At 46.9% G+C, this 18,139-nt stretch carries 11 protein-coding genes; 5 read left to right on the forward strand and 6 right to left on the reverse strand.

Going from position 1 to position 18,139, the window contains the following annotated elements; translation table 11 throughout:
• Positions 1–118: 118 nt before the first annotated feature.
• Entirely contained in the window at positions 119–5,893 is a 5,775-nt protein-coding gene (locus JO154_RS06100) for an alpha-2-macroglobulin family protein (RefSeq protein ID WP_291942842.1), read from the reverse strand.
• Positions 5,894–6,062: 169 nt separating this feature from the next.
• Here JO154_RS06100 and JO154_RS06105 point away from each other — a divergent pair, with 169 nt between their 5' ends.
• Positions 6,063–6,947, forward strand: a complete 885-nt coding sequence (locus tag JO154_RS06105) for an NAD(P)-dependent oxidoreductase (RefSeq protein WP_291942843.1) — start codon at positions 6,063–6,065, stop codon at positions 6,945–6,947.
• Here the strand turns inward: JO154_RS06105 and JO154_RS06110 are convergent, their stop codons facing one another.
• On the reverse strand, positions 6,948–7,319 hold the full coding sequence (locus tag JO154_RS06110) for a helix-turn-helix domain-containing protein (protein WP_291942845.1): 372 nt from the start codon (positions 7,317–7,319) through the stop codon (positions 6,948–6,950).
• A 150-nt stretch (positions 7,320–7,469) separates the two neighbouring features.
• On the opposite strand from JO154_RS06110, the gene JO154_RS06115 reads away from it, so the two are divergent.
• The 3 genes from JO154_RS06115 (at position 7,470) to JO154_RS06125 (ending at position 13,241) form a co-directional block, all read left to right on the forward strand.
• On the forward strand, positions 7,470–8,351 hold the full coding sequence (locus tag JO154_RS06115) for an ROK family protein (RefSeq protein ID WP_291942846.1): 882 nt from the start codon (positions 7,470–7,472) through the stop codon (positions 8,349–8,351).
• Between the two features lie 238 nt (positions 8,352–8,589).
• Complete coding sequence (locus tag JO154_RS06120) at positions 8,590–9,861, forward strand: Gfo/Idh/MocA family oxidoreductase (RefSeq protein WP_291942847.1); 1,272 nt, start codon at positions 8,590–8,592, stop codon at positions 9,859–9,861.
• 11 nt (positions 9,862–9,872) lie between these two features.
• On the forward strand, positions 9,873–13,241 hold the full coding sequence (locus tag JO154_RS06125; protein WP_291942848.1) for a family 16 glycoside hydrolase: 3,369 nt from the start codon (positions 9,873–9,875) through the stop codon (positions 13,239–13,241).
• Positions 13,242–13,410: 169 nt separating this feature from the next.
• Here JO154_RS06125 and JO154_RS06130 read toward each other — a convergent pair whose 3' ends face one another.
• The 3 genes from JO154_RS06130 to JO154_RS06140 form a co-directional block, all read right to left on the reverse strand.
• Positions 13,411–14,211: a M90 family metallopeptidase gene (locus JO154_RS06130; protein WP_291942850.1), complete on the reverse strand. Its 801-nt coding sequence runs from the start codon at positions 14,209–14,211 to the stop codon at positions 13,411–13,413.
• Between the two features lie 22 nt (positions 14,212–14,233).
• Positions 14,234–15,154, reverse strand: coding sequence for a M28 family metallopeptidase (locus tag JO154_RS06135; RefSeq protein ID WP_291942852.1), 921 nt, complete (start codon positions 15,152–15,154; stop codon positions 14,234–14,236).
• 135 nt (positions 15,155–15,289) lie between these two features.
• Positions 15,290–15,853, reverse strand: a complete 564-nt coding sequence (locus tag JO154_RS06140; RefSeq protein WP_291942853.1) for a hypothetical protein — start codon at positions 15,851–15,853, stop codon at positions 15,290–15,292.
• Positions 15,854–15,930: 77 nt separating this feature from the next.
• On the opposite strand from JO154_RS06140, the gene rpiA reads away from it, so the two are divergent.
• The gene (gene rpiA / locus JO154_RS06145) at positions 15,931–16,614 is read left to right on the forward strand and encodes a ribose-5-phosphate isomerase RpiA (protein ID WP_291942855.1); all 684 of its coding nucleotides are present in this window, start codon (positions 15,931–15,933) and stop codon (positions 16,612–16,614) included.
• Here rpiA and JO154_RS06150 read toward each other — a convergent pair.
• Entirely contained in the window at positions 16,605–17,894 is a 1,290-nt protein-coding gene (locus tag JO154_RS06150; protein WP_291942857.1) for an MFS transporter, read from the reverse strand. The two genes, rpiA and JO154_RS06150, sit on opposite strands and share 10 nt — an antisense overlap.
• Positions 17,895–18,139 lie beyond the last annotated feature (245 nt).

Below are 18,139 nucleotides of genomic sequence, written 5' to 3' on the forward strand. Positions count from 1 at the left end.
ACCTGACGTCGCAGACGTCAGGTTCGGTCTTTTGATATTTAAATCGACATCGAAGATGTCGATTTGGTCTGTTCCGCCCAAAGGGCGGTGACGCTGCGCTGAGCTTTTGAATTAAATCTTATCTGATTTGTATAGATTTCATCCCTTCATGGCCATAAAAGACAGGGAAATACATCAATTCCGCCCTCGCCGGATTCAACTGGAAAGTCCCACTGTATCTCGGCATCAGTTCTATACTGAACACATGTTGTCCTTTACGCAGTTGCTGACAGAAAATACTCACTTTGTGATAGTTATATTCTCTATGTACTTCAGAACCCCAGTAGGATTGCGGTTTTCCGTTATAGGAACATCCAGCAGGAATAGGCACTTCTATCATGACATATTCTGCATCTGCTGTCACCTCCACATTTACTTTCAGGGTAACTGGTTCGCCGCCATGAAGGGTTTTAACAGTATCGCCTTTTTGTTGGAACCAGGAACGCAATAGGAATGCGCCATCTTTCACTGTTGGTTGCGGGTTATGATGTTGCTGCCAGGCGTTAAAGTAGATGGTTCTACCACCAGACCTGTTTACCGCCAACGCCGTATTACCAGGGAATTCCGCTTTATAAGGGAAATTGGTGATATCGGTGTTATTGATACGCAGTTTTGGTGGAGTTGTTTCGTTTTCGCGGGCTACGTCGTCCCAGATGGATTCCAGGATGGTGGCTGATTCGTAGGTGTTGCGCCAGCAGCGAATGCCACGCTGTTCGAGTATCCAGGCGCGCGTACTGCGGAGCAACTCTTCGTGGCCGCCTTCAGCTTTCAGAATGCGATAGGCCCGCAACGTCGTCTGCATGCGATCACCGAGGAAAAACAGACCCTCGTCTCCCCAAAACGTATTTCCCAACATCGTATGTTGCACATGTGTGGTCAGGAAACTGGTGTTTACTTTCATACCCGCGCGCTGCTTGAGTTCCATCAATTGCAGCGACTGGTAGGGTTTCAACTTAGTAAGTGAAATTGTATCTAAGTAAGGCACCAAGTTGAACGCTGGATCGATGTCTTTATACATCTCTAACACAAACAATTTGGCATCAAAATCATTATTGTACTTGTCTGTGCGAGGTACTAGCAGTCGCAGTAAATCTTTATTATAAGAACTACTTTTGAACTTAGCATCGTCTGCCATTTTCAGGGCTTTCAGCACATGTGCGCTGATCCACTCTGAACTCTGGCCTCCTGACCACCAACCCCATAAACCATCGTTGTTTCTTCTATTATCCAGTAATTCTATCAATTTCCGGATATCATTGTCGTAGTTGAAGGCGGAGTCAAATCGTTCTGCCCATTTTTTCTGCAACAGGAACGCCATCAGTTTAGATGCCGTTTGTTCATTACAGAGATATTCATATTTCCGCAGGTGCTGTACTTCTTCCAGTAATACCGGCATAGCGGAAGTGCTGGCAAATACGTGGAGGGCGCTAGTATCGCCGGATGGAGGAATGACAAAATTGGTGTCGCCACGCAGCAGGAAGAATTTACCCGTTGTTTCTGTAGTGCCGGCAGGCATTACAGGAATGGCTTTATATTCGCCGTCGTCCATGGTAACGCGGTTAGTAACCTGGAAAGTAGCGCGTAAGCTATCTGCTGCAGGAACAGCAACGGGTGTTACTTCAATGCGGGAATTACGCAGTTGGATATCGCCTTCTTTTATCACCTGTTTATTGATGAGCAGACTGCGGTCCAGCGCAATGCTGTCTCCCTTATAATTCATCACTTTTGTCAATACGCCCAGCGTATCACCCGCAATCACAAACTGTGGAAGTGCAAGGCTGGCGCTCAAAGTGCGGAAAGCTTTGGTAACAGTGGTGGCGCTGCCAGACATTTTATTATCTGTCATCGCCAGGGCATATGTTTTCCAACTAGTGAGATCATCTGGGTAGGTCACGTCAAAGTGGGCCTCGCCATTTTCGTTGGTGCGTAACCGTGGTTGCCAGAAAGCATCATCTCGGAAGTTATGACGCAGGGCAATTTTCCTTTCTGACTCGGAACCATCAATGGTATTCTTCTTTTTACCGATTACTTTCTTACCGTTGGATGTAATGACAACAGCACCATCTGCTGCACGACTGCCATATAACGCAGTGGCCTGCACAGTTTTCAATACTACGATGTTTGCCACTGCATCCGGATCAAGGTCTTCCAGTTTGCCCGTGTAGGGAACACCATCAATGACGATGAGCGGCGTGCCCGACATGCCGAGCGAGCTTGTTCCTCGGATAGCAATGCCAGCGGCCTTACCTGACATTAAACTATAGGTTTCTATTTTTACCGTTGAAACGCTATAACTCAGGTTTGCCTTTTTTTGAATGCCGTAGCCTGTCACTACTACTTCCTGCAGTGCTTTAGATACTTCGCTCATGGTAACATTGTAAATATTGGAAGCAGTAATGGATACCTGTCGCGTTTCATAACCCACAAAACTAAAGACCAGTGTGCCCGTTGGGGTTACTGCCATTTTATACATACCGTTGGCATCTGTCTGTGCACCATTTTGATATCCCAGTATATGGATAGTAACACCAGGAATCCCTACGCCTTTATCATCCGTTACTTTGCCCTGAATGATTTTGGTCAGTTTACTATCGGATAGCCTGATATCGGCAGGGGAGGAATAGTTGTTATGAGCCGGTATTGATTTCAGCACAGGGATTTGCAGGAAGGGAGCCCCTTTAGATTCTTCAATAAGAGATAAATCTAGTAGGCTGCGCATTTTCCTGATGCTGTCTGTTTCTGGATTAATGATAGGAGAGACAAAGTTATATATGCTTTGGCAACCTTTTTTCACTTCCAGGTTTTCCAGTTTTACATAGCCACTGTTATGCATTAGGATCAATATCTTATACTGTCCTTCTGAGGTGCCGGAGATCGATTCCACATTGCCATCCGTGAGTGTGAGCCAGGTAGAATCGTTTGTCTTGTAAATGAATACCTGACGGATACTATCGCGGAACGAACGGTTTAGTAACAGCTTCAGATTGGATGTACCAATTTCCTGGCGCCTTATGGCAGTATATTCTAGGTTTACTTTATACAGGCTGTCAATATCCGCTGGCCGCCGTACCATATCTTTCAGGGAAGGGAACTCCAGTTCTGATTTCAATTTTCCCCGCAAATAAGTACCACTAATATGTGCTTCTCTTTGCTTAATGAGTCCGTTCGAAATGATAAACAGGTTATTAGCTTCTGGCTGGAACCATTGATTCACTGTGCCAGCAGCATAATACAAAGATAAACTATTGGCAACCGGACCAATGATGGCGGGTGTCATATAGTCTGGCTCTATCTGCAAAGCTTTATTGTTGTTAAAAAGATATTGAGGGGTGCTTTTCCCTGTAGGCTGCAGTAATATCAGTTTATTATCGATCAGGTACTTTTCACTGAGGGAGAAGGTATCTTTTTTAGGGGTGATATGCACGCCTTCAGATGGCTGATCCAAATTTATGCTGATAAAAGTCTTTTTACCATAAGGCACAAAAACAGAATCTACAAGCACTTCCTCATGCGCGGTGCGTATGCGTACTGTGTGCCGGCGAGGTATTACTTGGAAGCTATAATCGCCAATGGTAGTAGTCCCATGAACATATACCAGGTCGTCGTCTATCCATATGAGGTGCGGGATCTGTGGCACGCCGTTTTTCACGGCAAAGGGGGCCAGTTGCGTAACATTGTTTAACGATGGTTCAAAGTTATACAGCACTTTTTCCGGGTGGAAGAAGTGGAAGAAGGGCATCGTGTCTAGCCCCAATACGTCTTTCCATTTACTCCAGTTTAAAGGTCCCTTATCATTGTAAGATATTTCTTCAGGGGTAATGTATCCAAGCTTGGCTTTCCTGAATTTGGCGGTGCTTTTACCCAAATAAGGAATGACGGGGTCCATACTTTTAAACTTGGAGGTAAAGGCATAAGCTGTCACGTCTGCATCTTTTATGGGTCTGTCCTGATAATCTCTCACTTGCACCGTGAGGGCTGCTTTGCCTCCAGGCTGTACAACATCCGGCGCATTGATAGTTACCGACAGGTTGTTGGGGGTATAATAAGCAGTGGCGGATTCTTTGAATGATTTGCCGCCGTAGACATATTGTGCCTGTACAATATAATGCCGGTTGCTCCATGCTTTGTCAGACCACTGGAGACTGGTTCCATATCCGCCATGTACCTTTTTATTTCCCGCATACACCTGGTACCATACAGGAATCTGCGATGGATTGAACATTTTAACAAATACAGAGTCTTTAATCAATTGGGCATTGAGGCTGATACCACTTTCTTTTTCATTCAATTCAAAGTTTTCCGTAGCATCCGCCGTCTCCGCATCATAACTGGCAACATATGGATTGATGGGTATTTTGGTAGGTAATTGCACCTGCATATGTCCGATGCTATCGTCTTCGGTATCATTCATTATAATTTCTGCCGGCATGGGAACGGATTTTCCGTTCTTCTCATAGGTGATTTGGAGCGAATCTGCTATTTTTTCCATGCGGATAAAACTATCGTCTTTGGTATGCTGCAACGACAGCGATGCGGACTTCGTATCATTACTGGACGATTTGAGAAAACACCTGACCGTGAAGGAAATATCCGCTTTCGGGAAAATGCTGTCTGGTAAGGTAAGAATGGTTTCGCCCACAGGTTCTAGCGGAATTTCGGTAGCATATAATTTCTCCGGAATGAATGTGGCTCCCAAGTTATAGTTAGAGGTGTAATTCGTTGTAACCTCAACGGATACACGTCCATCCAGGATAGGGAGTTCATTTTCATCCGTTCCTTTCATAAATATTTTTACGGGAGTACCGGTGTGATAATTTTCTTCATCACTGCGGATTTTAAAAGTCAGTTGGCTGAGCTCATAAGCTTCATATTTGAATGACCTTCCAAATCCAGTATTATAGCGCTTTTTGTCTGTTGGGGCCAGTAGCATGGAGTAAGTATAATCCAGCTTCATATGTAAACTATCGTTCTGTCGGAAGGCGAATTCATAAGCTCCCGGGCGATAGGGGGATATGCGGGTCAGTATGGTATCCTCATCACGCCCTTGTAGGTGAAGGTCTAATGTTTCGTTTACTGGTTGGTTGTTATGGTCCAGCAGGAAAGCCTTCATCCGAATAGTATCTCCGGGCTTGAACATCGGCTTATTGAAAACCATGTAGCCACTGAATCTATCCTGCCTACCCGAATGATGTTTAAAACGGAAAAATCGCTTCAGTTGTTTGTATTTTCTGCCAAAGTAAGAAGTAGCGCTATAGCTGCGATACCTGTCTTTTTTGCGTTTAGCGTAAAAGTAATTCGTTACGCCATTGTATTGTACCTTGATGACACCTCCTTTATGGGTACCTTTCAGGATGTATTGATGGGCAGCGGTGTTATAGGGTATTTTTTTGTTGTTAAAGGAGACACGGGCATCACTTACCGGCCGCTGTTGCATGTCGGAAAAAGTAAGGAGCAGATCATGCTGGTTTTCCAGTAGATGCATGCGCACATTATTCACTGGCGTATAGTCATAGATCAGCTTGGTGCCATCCCCGTAAACAGTAATGTAATTGCCGGTAGGAATATCAACTGGCCTACGCTTTTTATCGTTCCAAGAGGTGATAAAGGTATGGAGGAGGGTTTCATCGCAATCAAATTCCCGCGCCATCGGCGGATCATTCTCATCATCATAGTTATCCTCTTCAAAATTCACGTCTAGCAGGGCTGCGCGGAATATCTTCAGTGCTTCTGCATCAGTGATGCGGTAGAGTGCTTTCGTATGCCCGGTTCTGTCGCTGGTAGACAGCGGCATTTGCGCATAGACGGTGGTAGACAGCAACAGGAATAATAGGATAAATGTTGGCCGTATATTCATAGTCAAGGGAGTTGGATGCAAACTTAATGTACTTTTTTTTAGCCAGAAATGATCAAGATGGGTGTGAAATCGTATATAGGTCGCCGTTAGGCGTAATTTCAATAGTTTTTGCTAACTTTCCATGTACGTTTGTAAAACCTTGTAGACTTTCACTTAAAGCAGATTTATTATGCAAAAAATTGGATTTATTGGATTGGGAAACCTCGGGTTGCCTATAGCGGCGAATTTATTGAAGGCAGGCCATCAGTTGAAGGTGTATAATCGTACACGGGAAAAGGCAAAACCCTTGGAGCAGTTGGGCGCCGTGTTGGTAGACAGTCCTGCGGATGCGGTGGAGAAAGGAGGCATTGTATGCACCCTGGTATCGGATGATGCTGCTGTCAGGGAGATAGCGAATGAAAAATTCTTGCAAGCGTTGGGGCAGGGTGGTATACACGTATCTATGAGTACCATATCTCCGGAGACCGCCAATGACCTAGCTTCTGGGCATAAGGAATATGGTGTGCATTATGTGGCTGCTCCTGTATTTGCAAGGCCAGAGGCGGCAGCAGCGAAAGTAGGAAATGCAGTGATTAGTGGAGACGCGGTTGCAAAGGAACGCATCAAGTCCTTGTTGCAGGATGGTTTTGCAAAAAATGTCTTCGATGTAGGCCCAAAGGCAGGGAGTGCCAATGTACTGAAGCTAATAGGCAACTTTATGATTGGCGGCGCTATGGAGCTCATGGCAGAATCCTTTGTGCTGGCGGAGAAAAACGGACTGGATGTAAATGCAGCCTATGAAATGCTGACCACTACCTTGTTTACCGGCCCCGTTTTCCGTAACTACGGTGCGATGATCCTAAACCGGGAATTTACGGGCAATCCTGCTTTTAAAGCTTCCCTTGGATTAAAGGATATAGACCTGGTGCTGGAAACAGCCCGCAAGTCCTATACGCCCATGCCGATAGCGAATTTAGTGCATCAGCGACTACTTACAGTGCTCAGCAAGGGGAGAAGAGATGCAGATTGGGTAGCACTGGCTACTGGCGCTATCAATGATGCCGGACTAAAATAATCAGCCTGCCGCTTGCATCTCAGCTTGCGCTGGCATATGCTCCAGGCCCCAGGAAGACATGACCTCCAGGATGGGTTCCATGGAATAGCCCAATGGGGTTAGCTCATATTCAACACGTGGCGGCACTTCCGGGTAGATGATACGCTGTATTAGTCCGTCGTTTTCCATTTCCCGCAACTGCAATACCAGTACGCGTTCGGAGATACCATTGATAGACTTCTTCAACTCAGTATAACGCATCTTCCCGTCAAGTAGCCGCCATATTATTGCAGGTTTCCATCTGTTGCCGATGAGCGACAGCGTGAACACCGTACCACAGTCGCCTCTCAACTGGCGCGCATTGATCGCATTAGTGGAGTTTTCCTTTTTCATATAGCCATAAAAGTAGGATTTTTTTAACAACGGACAGTTCCCACAGCGGCCTGAACCCCGTTCCAGAAAAATCTAACAGAAGAAAAAAAATATATTATATTTGTCCTCATCGCTAAAACGATTTAGCGATTAACCTGCATTTTTTAACATATGAAAAATTCCATGGCGGTAGGAGTGGATATAGGAGGGTCGCATATAACAGCGGCATTGGTAGATCTAGAAGACAGATCAATTATAGAAGGCACATGGCATCGGGAGCGCGTCAATGGAAAAGGGACTGCTGAAGAAATTATCGATGCTTGGGCGGCTGTTATCAAAGACGTGGCAGTAGGACTAGATGCAGCAAATCTTGTAATCGGCATAGGAGTGCCCGGACCATTCAACTATGAAGAAGGCATCAGCCTGATGAAAAACCAGGATAAATACGATACGCTTTATGGTCTGAATGTAAAAGAGCTGCTGGCAGCCCGTTTGAACACATCACCCAAAAATATCCAGTTTATCAACGATGCAGGATGCTTCCTGCAAGGGGAAGGCTTTAGCGGCGCCGCCCGGGATTTTAAAAGTGCGATTGGCCTGACACTGGGAACAGGACTAGGCTCCGCCATCTACGACGGTCACCAGTCTAAAGATGCAGATCGTTGGTGTGCACCATTTAAAGACAGTATTGCAGAAGATTATATTTCTACCCGCTGGTTTATTAAGCGCTATGCTGCTATCAGTGGAAGAACAGTGAAAGATGTAAAGGCATTAACGGAAATGATGGGGGAAGATGCCCGCATCGCCGGTATATTCGAGGAATTCGGTACCAACCTGGGTGAATTCCTAGTGCCATTTATCCAGCAGGAAAAACCAGAAGTAGTGGTATTAGGTGGTAACATCGCTAATGCGGCTGCATTATTCACGCCTGCTGTCTACAAAGTACTTGATTCAAATAATATACACGTCCCATTGCGCGTAGCCATGCTGGGTGAATCAGCCGCCGTTATCGGTGCTGCCAGCTTATGGTTTGGCGAAATCGTCAGTGCATAAAAGCATTAACGTCTCAACAACTATGTTTCAATAACGCCCGGCATCTGCCGGGCGTTTGACGTTTTAGACGCCATTCATCACAATTATACAGCAGATACGCTGTTCTCCTGCTATCTTACGACAACAACCCGTGACCACGCACGCTTTGCGTTATTACCCAGTGAACATCTGACAGGTGCGCTATCACTATGTTGTACTGTATGACCCACTTATAATCCATCTGCTCAATAAATTCCTTATGACTAAACAGAACAGTAATTCCAGGCGCTCCTTTATCCGGAATTCCCTTGGCGCACTGGCTGCTTTCACAATTGTTCCCCGGCACGTACTGGGCCGTGGATTCATTGCGCCCAGCGATCAGCTCACCAAAGCGGTAATCGGTGTGGGTGGCATGGGACGCGGACATTTCGGTTATGCGGGCACCCGCGTGGTAGCCATCTGCGATGTAGACCGCAGTCACCTCACAATGGCCATGGATCAACTGAAAGACAATTCCATAAAAACGTTTACGGATTACCGTGAGGTGATCACCTTGCCGGAAGTAGACATCGTACATATCGCTACTCCTCCACACTGGCATGGTATCATCGCGGCAGATGCTGCCCGCGCAGGAAAAGATATTTGGTGCGAAAAACCAATGACAGCCACCATCGGAGAAGGTAAACGCCTGGTGGAAGCGGTACAACAACATGGCCGCATCTTCCGCCTCAATACCTGGTTCCGTTTTGAAGATAACTTCTATGGTATGGGTACCACCGTGAAGCCGATCAAAAAACTGGTGGACAGCGGTATGCTAGGCTGGCCACTGAAAGTAACCGTGAGTAAACATACCGGGTTCGATTGGAAATTCTATTGGGTAGGAAAAACCAACTTGACCGAAATGGCAGTACCAGCTACGCTAGACTATGACATGTGGCTAGGCCCCGCGCCCTATAAGCCTTACAACCCACATCGCGTACACCAAACTTTCCGCGGCTATTGGGATTATGATGGGGGAGGCCTCGGCGATATGGGACAACATTACCTAGACCCTATCCAATATTTCCTGGGAAAAGATAATACCAGTCCGGTGAAAGTGGAAGTGGATGCGCCTCAGCAACACCCAGATGCAGTAGGCACCTGGCGTAGGATCATCTATACCTATGCTGATGGTTGCCAAATCATTTTGGATGGAGAAGGAAAAGATACGCAGGCGGCCTACATTGAAGGGCCTAATGGTAAATTATATCCTGGCTTCCGGTCCACGATTCCCGATTTGGAGAAGAAATTGGCAGCATTCCCAGACCCTGCACCACAGCAGACCGACTTCGTAGAAGCGGTGAAATTGCGTCGCAAATTTGCGCTGAATGAGGAGAACGGACATCGTTCTTGTACGCTGGTGAATATGGGTAAGATTGCCTTACAATTGAACCGCAGCCTGGAATTTGATCCTGTGAAACAGGAGTTTATCAACGATGCGGGCGCCAATAGCCTGATTTTTCACCCCATGCGTGGCCCATGGACTATTTAAAAGCATCAAGTATGAAAAAATTTACTTCGATCATAACGGCGTTGCTGGTGAGTGGTTGCCTGTATGCACAATCAGGCCCCGATCAGCGCACCACTACTACTAAAATTGCGGATATCCTTGCCCGTTTCCCGGCTAATGGCCAGGCGGAACTGCAAAAGTATTGCAGCGAAATCGCGGCATTGGGAGCGGATGGTGTCTCCCAAATGACAGATATGCTGGTGGCTCCCGGTAAAGGAGATAATACCAAAACAGAATATGCCCTGGCAGGTTATACTTTCTACGTTACCGGTAAAGGTCTCGATATGCAGCGCCAGGCGGCAGCCCGCGCTTTCACGGCATCTTTAGGGCGCGCCTCTGCTACAGAAACAAAAGCGTTCATCATCCGCCAACTGCAAACCCTGGCAGATCCTGTGGCTATACCTGCGTTGCAGCCATTGTTAACAGATCCGTTTCTGGCCGATCCCACTGCCCGCGCATTAGTAAAAATCAATACTCCTGAAAGTAAGCAGGCAATATATAATGCACTGAGTAAATCTAAAGGATTAGTACAACAGACGCTGGTGCAGGCTTTGGGAGACGCGAGCTACTCGCCTGCAAATGCTGCCATCATGCAATTGGCGGCAACTGGGAGTCCTGATCTGCAAAAAGTAGCCCATTATGCGCTGTCAAGAATAGCGGATCCAGCGGCAGGACCACTCCTGAAATCAGCCGCAGCCCGCACTGGCTGGAACTACGACCGCACAAATGCCACCGCGTCTTACTTTACCTGGCTGTCGCTACTCGCTGATAAAAAACAAGTAGCCACACTGGCTACTGCTATCTTAAATGATACCAAAACGCCTGCCCGCGAAAACGCTTACATCGCGGCTTTGCAGCTATTGGCTGATAATAAAGGCACGACGGCCTTTCCGCAGTTCCTCGCTGCTACCTCGGATCCTCGTACCCGTGTAAAAGATGCGGGATGGAAATTGATTGGCAGGTATGCAAACGATCTGCAAGCGCCACAACAAGCCCTGGTATTAAAACAATTGCGCGCTACGGATAATACCACGAAAGCCGCTGCCCTGCGGATTTTGGCAGATAACAAAGTACAGTTTGCACTGCCTGTGGCTACGGAAATGCTCCAAGATAAGAACCCCGCTGTGAAGGCTGCGGCAGCAGATGCGGCTGGTCGTATAGGCGGCGCTGTTAGCTTACCCGGACTCATGGCGGCCCTCCATTCTTCCGATACTATCACGGTATCGGCTGTACGTAATACGTTATTATTATTGCCAGGTTCCGTAGTGACAAATGCCCTCGCAACTGCTTATCCAAGTCTTACAAATACGGGAAAAGCCGCCGCCATCAGCGTTTTGGCTGCCCGTAGGGATGTGGATCATGCTAACCTCATCCTAGATGCGGTGGCTAGTTCAGATGCTGGAGTGCACCGCGCAGGTATGAATGCACTGCGATTTACGGCTACTGAAAAGGATATCCCCGCACTGGTGCAGTTGTTGAATACTGCCAATAGTGAGGAGGAAATCAAAGCGGCACAACAGGGCATTATCAGCGCTGGCATTAATGCTAGTTCCCTCCAGCAATATATGCAACAGGCCGGACCCGATAAACAATCGCGGTACCTGGGCATACTAGCTGGACTAGGCAGCAAAGAAGCCGTGGAGCAAACGGTAAATGCCTTTAATAACGGTAATGAACAAACGAAAGCAGCGGCTTTATCTGCATTAACAGAATGGTCCAATGCGAACGCAGCGCCGGCACTCTTAGCGATTGCCCGCAACAAATCTTTGCCTAGTTACCAGGAACAAGCCCAATTGGGATACCTCGCCATCACGGCTAAAAGTCAACAACCCGCAGACCAAAAGGTACTGATGGTGCGGAATATCCTGGACTTGGCTCCAGGAACCAAAGTGAAGCTGAAAGCATTGGAAGTTCTGGATAAATCTAAGTCCTATAACAGTTTGCTGTTAGCTTCCCGATACATGGACGATCCGACTACCACCGCGGAAGCTGCCCTCGTGAGCATGGATATTGCCCTCGCAGATAAATCGTTGGCAGGCCCTGAGGTGAAAGCTATCCTGGAAAAGGCCGCAGCAGGACTGAAAGGAGGAGACGCCGATTATCAGCGGCAGTCGATCCGCAAATTCTTGGCAGAAATGCCTACTGGAGAAGGTTTCGTGACGATGTTCAACGGAAAAGATTTGAGTGGCTGGAAAGGCCTAGTGGAAAACCCACTGAAAAGGGCACAAATGAATGAAAAAGTCCTGAAAGCCGCCCAAAGTAAAGCGGATGATATCATGCGCAAAGGCTGGTCAGTACAGGATGGTATGCTGGTGTTCAATGGGGAAGGGGATAATCTCTGTACAGAAAAGAAGTACAGCGATTTTGAAATGTTGGTCGATTGGAAGATCACCAGTAAAGGAGACGCAGGTATCTATTTGCGTGGCTCCCCGCAGGTGCAGATTTGGGACACTTCCCGCGTAGATGTAGGCGCACAGGTAGGCTCCGGTGGACTATACAACAACCAACAGCATGAAAGCAAACCGCTGAAACTGGCAGATAATGCCATTGGCGAATGGAACCACTTCCGCATCATCATGAAAGGCGATCGCGTGACGGTATATCTCAATGGACAACTGGTGACCAACAATATTATCCTCGAAAACTACTGGGATCGCGGCTTGCCAATCTTCCCAGCCGAACAAATTGAGCTACAAGCACATGGCACCAATGTTACTTACAGGGATTTGTACATCCGTGAAATTCCCCGTCCACAGCCAGTTGTACTAAGTAATGAAGAACAAAAGGCGGGTTATAAATTGCTCTTCGACGGCACAAATATGCATGCCTGGACCGGTAATACCACGGATTATATCATGGAAAATGGCGACATGGTGATTTACCCTAAAATGGGTGGTCACGGGAACCTATATACGAAAGAGGAGTACAAAAACTTTTCCTTCCGTTTTGAATTCCAACTGACGCCAGGCGCCAATAATGGGGTGGGTATCCGTGCCCCATTGGAAGGGGATGCAGCCTATAAAGGCATGGAAATACAAATATTGGACAATGATGCGGAGATCTATAAAAAACTTCATGAATACCAATATCATGGTTCTGTGTATGGCGTAATCCCTGCCAAACGCGGTTTCCTGAAACCAGTAGGAGAGTGGAACCAAGAAGAAATTATTGCCAATGGCACCCGTATCAAAGTAATCCTGAATGGGGAAGTGATTGTAGATGGCGACATCGCCGATGCCAGAGATCACGGCACGATGGATCAGAAAGATCATCCAGGATTAAAGAATGAAACTGGGCACATCGGATTCCTCGGACATGGCGATGTGGTGCGGTTCCGAAATATCAGAGTGAAGACATTATAATAAAAGAAAAAATCTCCTGCCTGTCGCCCCTGTCCAAAAGGAACAGAAGACAAGATTCTCCTGTCTGTTGTCCCTGCCCGCAGGGCAGGAACAACGAAAAAAACAACAAGGGAAATGACGTCGCAGACGTCATTTCCCTTGTTGTTTTTATTGCTATTTACAATACTATTTACAATGCTGTTTCCGGATGCTGATGATTCGCCGCCGGATCCTGTTGGAATATGCGCGACAGCATCTGATATAACTCCGGATGTTTCTCCGCCAATAAATCTGGGCGTTCGAAGAAATATTCTGAGATCACCGCAAAGAATTCCCCTTCATTAGTAGCCCCGTAAGGATTAATATCCGTATGGCCTTCCATCATCTGTTGAATGGTTTGGTGTACCAGTTTCAACCATGGAATACTGTAACTGTGCTCAATCAGCGCACGTGGTACGCCATCTACAAAGCCATCCGATTTATCCAGCAGGTGCACAAATTCATGAATAGCAGTATTGCTTTTGTCGGAGGTATTGGAGAAGCCTTCCCGTAAGGCTGTACGGGAGAGCATCATCTGTCCATTTAAAGGACCGCTGCCCACCATCCCCATGATATTCCTGCGATTGCCTTCGTACTGGTAGCTTTCATTGAAAGTATCCGGGTAGAGAATCACATTGGTCAGGTTAAAATATTCCCAGTCTTTAAACCCGAAGATGGGAATGATGGCGCTGGCAGCCACGAGTACCCTGTCGAGCGGTTCTACAGGAATGCCAACGCCTTCGATGGTAGTGCGTTTCAGGAAGCGGGTTACTTTATCCCGGAAGCGTTGTTTGTCCTGATCATCCAACTGCTGGTAGTATCTTACATGTTGTTCTAACAATGTATCATAGCTATCCGGTACATTGCCATGCAGTACGCGGCGGCGGATAAATATATTTCTGATATAGAGAAATAATATCAGTCCCATCATAATCAGTCCAAACAATACCATCTTACAGTCTCCTTTTAAACTTTTATTTTCTAAGTGATTTAAATTCCGATCCAGGCTTCCATTTAGGGAAAGTGTGCTCATTGCTGAGGGTTAGGCCAATATCAAACAGTAGGCGGGTATCTTCCACCATACCATCGAGTTTCCAGGTATTGGGATCAAACTCGTCTTTTGGAGAGTGATAACGTTCGCGGTTATACGTTGCGATTTGTTCTGCTGCCCATCCTGGTTCATGACCGATAGCATCTGTTCCAGGGCCGATATACAGGCCGGGAACTCCCTTCTTTGCAAAGTTAAAGTGATCTGAGCGAAAGAACCAGCCGCCTTCCGGATGATTATCAGGAGCGGTTACCCTGCCTTGTTTGGCAGCGGCTCTGGCTGCATATTCATCCAGCTCAGATTGTCCCATACCATATATGATCACATCTTTGGTACGTCCATAATAATTCATCACATCTAAGTTGATATCTGCTACTGTTTTAGCAGGTGGGAAAACTGGGTGAGACGCGTAGTATTCTGACCCGAGCAGTCCCTGCTCCTCCCCAGTCACAGCGAGGAATAATATGGACCGTTCTGGCTTTTGCTTCAATTTTGAAAAGGCGGTCGCCAGTTCTATTACACCAGCCGTTCCACTGGCGTCATCAACTGCGCCGTTGTAGATGGAATCTCCCTTAATCGCTTCTCCTATACCAAAATGGTCCCAGTGAGCGGAATATACAACACATTCCTGCGGCCGTTTTGTACCTGGGAGAATACCCAATACGTTATGGGAAGTAGACTTTTTGATGGTATTATTAATTACCATGGATGTCTGCAGATGCAAGTCAACCGGCTTGAAACCTTTTTTCTTAGCTTGGTTCATGATATCCGGGGAGATGCCTGCCAATGCAAACATTTTGCGGGCGGATTCTTGGGAAATCCAGCCTTCCAAAATGGTGCGCGACATATTATTATCCGGTGTCTGTAGATACAGTTTGGAATTAGACCAGCTACTGCGTACCACTTTCCATGGATAGCTGGCGGCAGCCGTTTCATGGATAATGATACAACCTGCTGCTCCCTGGCGGGCGGCTTCTTCAAATTAGTAGGTCCATCTGCCGTAATAGGTCATGGTTTTACCTTTGAAGAGGGTACTATCTGCAAAGCCTGGATCATTGACCAACACTACTACTGTCTTACCTTTCACATTCAATCCCGCATAATCGTTCCAGTTATACTCTGGCGCCACGATGCCATATCCTGCAAATACCAGTTCTGAATTTTTCAACTGTACTTGGTTTTGCACGCGCCTGGTGGCCGCCACAAAATCCTCCAGGTATTGGAGGGAAATACTGTCATTTTTCCCTTTGATCACCAGCTTGTCGGCCGGTCTGGAGGCAATGTTTACCATAGGCACCTCCTGGTAATAGCTGTTGCCATTACCGGGTTTGAGTCCCAGTTCTTTGAATTGCGCCGCTATATATTGTATGGCGCTGTCTTCTCCACGAGTGAATGGTCGGCGGCCTTCGAAGGCGTCTGAGGCCAGTTTGCTGATATGTTTGGTAAATCCTTCAGCATTAATGGCCTGGGCAGCAGGGTTCTCCTGTGCGTGCGCAGGAAACTGGCCAATAGTGGCTGCCAGCAGGAGTAGTGGTAGTGTTCTCAAAGCAAAAATATTTGGTCAAAAATTAGTTAGGTTAGGCAAGATTTCCAAATCAGTTAGTGTGACTTATATTTGTTGCCATGCAGGTAAATATCGCAAAAAAAGTGGCGGCCGACAAAGCCGCGACTTTTATACAACCAGGAATGACGATAGGGCTGGGAACAGGCAGCACCGCTTATTATGTCATCATGCGTATCGGGGAAATGGTAAAGGATGGCCTGGAAATACGTGCAGTGGCCACTTCTGTAGAATCGGAGCAACTGGCCAAAGCACAAGGCATTCCTATTGTCCCTTTCAGTGAGATCTCCGGAATAGACATCGACATTGATGGTGCTGATGAAACAGATGAACAACTGCGACTCATCAAAGGAGGAGGAGGGGCGTTGCTACGGGAAAAGATTGTAGCAGCGGCTTCCGGCCGAATGATCGTGATTGCAGATGAAAGCAAGCTAGTACAGCAGTTAGGTAAATTTCCGCTGCCCGTAGAAATCATTCCTTTTGCCCATGAGCTGACCATGCGTAAGCTGGAACAGTTGCAAGCCGCACCGGCATTGAGAACCCGCGATGGAAAATTGTTTGTAACAGATAACGGCAATTACATTGCTGATTGTCATTTCGGGGAGATAGCTGCTCCGGAAAAGCTCCATGCGCAGTTGAATGATATTCCGGGAGTAGTAGAGAATGGGCTGTTTATAGGCCTCGCCAGCACCCTGATTATAGGGACGGATGCCGGCGAAGTGCGTATGTACGGGCGTCAGGACTGAGTATCCTTATCCAGCCAAGACGTTTTCCGCGTATCTTTCGAAAACACATATACCAATAGGGAAATGAAGATACATGCGGTGACATACCAATAATAACCGGATTCAACTCCCTGTTTTTTAAAGTAAAGGGCCAGTGGTTCCGCGGTTCCCCCGAAAATCGCCACGGTGATCGCGTAGGGGAAACCCACTCCCAGCGCACGTATCTCCGCAGGAAACAATTCCGCTTTCACCACCGCATTGATAGAAGTATAACCCGTTACAATCAGCAGGGCTGCCAGGATTAGCCAGAAGGCTTCCCAGGCAGAAGTAGCATGACTCAGCGCGGTAAGAATAGGCACGGTAAAGAGTGTGCCTGCTATGCCGAATGCCGTCAGTATTGGTTTTCTGCCGATTTTGTCAGACAACAGTCCAGCGAGGGGCTGTATACATGCGTAGATCAGCATCAGGAAGAAAGTAAGCGTAGTGGCACTTTCAATGCTCATTTTTACGGTGTTGACCAGGAATTTCTGCATGTAGGTGGTATACGTATAGAAGGCCACTGTACCGCCCAGCGTAAGGCCTGCCACTATCAATACTGCTTTAGGATGCTTGGTAAATAGTGCGCGTACCGAGCCTTGCTCTTTGGACTGTTGCTCCTTTTCAAAGGAAGTAGATTCCTGCATGCCTCTCCGAAGATATAATACCGTAATCGCCAGCAATGCCCCAATAAAGAAAGGAATGCGCCATCCCCAGGTATGTAATTCCTCGGGCGTGAGAAACACCTTTTGTAATAATATCTGTACCCCAAGCGCCAATAACTGGCCACCGATGAGGGTTACATACTGAAAGCTGGAATAGAAGCCCCTGCGATTGGAAGTAGCTACTTCACTCAAATAGGTAGCGGAAGTGCCATATTCCCCGCCTACGCTGAGTCCTTGGAGCAAACGGGCCAGGGTCAGTAATACCGGCGCCAACATCCCAACTTGGGCAAAAGAAGGTGCACAGCAGATCAAAAGGGAGCCGAAAGACATCAATAGTACGGATAATGTCATCGCTGTTTTACGGCCTTGTCTGTCGGCAATACGGCCAAATAACCAGCCGCCAATGGGTCGCATGAGGAAGCCTACAGCAAAGATGGCGGCGGTATTAAGGAGCTGAGCCGTGTAGCTGCCTTTCGGGAAAAATACAGGTGCAAAGTACAGGGAAAAGGTAGAGTAGATGTACCAATCGTACCACTCCACCATGTTTCCGGCAGAACCGGTAAGTATGGCTTTAATGCGCCAGGAATCAGGATGCTTCATATATCCCGCTAAAATATATTTTAAACCGCATAAATAATTGGATCAAACAGGGGATGTTAAAAAAGAAAAAAATTAGGATGGTAATTAGATATGACCTATCTTCGTCAGGCTTCTTAAGAATATGGTATTTCAATTCTGTTCGTAATCTTCACTTTTTACATTCAGCTTTCTTACTTTTTTCTTCTAGGTGCACAGCGAGCCGGCTGTAACATGGCGAGAATATATTAACTTTTTAAAAATTTATT

The organism is Chitinophaga sp. (assembly GCF_019236475.1).
Lineage (GTDB): Bacteria > Bacteroidota > Bacteroidia > Chitinophagales > Chitinophagaceae > Chitinophaga.

Excerpts from the sequence above, each read along its gene's own strand:
- JO154_RS06110 (WP_291942845.1), bottom strand. The coding sequence starts at position 7,319 with ATGAAAAAGGAAAACTCCACTAATGCGATCAATGCGCGCCAGTTGAGA.
- JO154_RS06135 (WP_291942852.1), bottom strand. The coding sequence starts at position 15,154 with ATGTCGCGCACCATTTTGGAAGGCTGGATTTCCCAAGAATCCGCCCGC.
- JO154_RS06120 (WP_291942847.1), top strand. The coding sequence starts at position 8,590 with ATGACTAAACAGAACAGTAATTCCAGGCGCTCCTTTATCCGGAATTCC.
- JO154_RS06130 (WP_291942850.1), bottom strand. The coding sequence starts at position 14,211 with ATGGTATTGTTTGGACTGATTATGATGGGACTGATATTATTTCTCTAT.
- JO154_RS06150 (WP_291942857.1), bottom strand. The coding sequence starts at position 17,894 with ATGAAGCATCCTGATTCCTGGCGCATTAAAGCCATACTTACCGGTTCT.
- JO154_RS06115 (WP_291942846.1), top strand. The coding sequence starts at position 7,470 with ATGAAAAATTCCATGGCGGTAGGAGTGGATATAGGAGGGTCGCATATA.
- JO154_RS06125 (WP_291942848.1), top strand. The coding sequence starts at position 9,873 with ATGAAAAAATTTACTTCGATCATAACGGCGTTGCTGGTGAGTGGTTGC.
- rpiA (WP_291942855.1), top strand. The coding sequence starts at position 15,931 with ATGCAGGTAAATATCGCAAAAAAAGTGGCGGCCGACAAAGCCGCGACT.
- JO154_RS06100 (WP_291942842.1), bottom strand. The coding sequence starts at position 5,893 with ATGAATATACGGCCAACATTTATCCTATTATTCCTGTTGCTGTCTACC.
- JO154_RS06105 (WP_291942843.1), top strand. The coding sequence starts at position 6,063 with ATGCAAAAAATTGGATTTATTGGATTGGGAAACCTCGGGTTGCCTATA.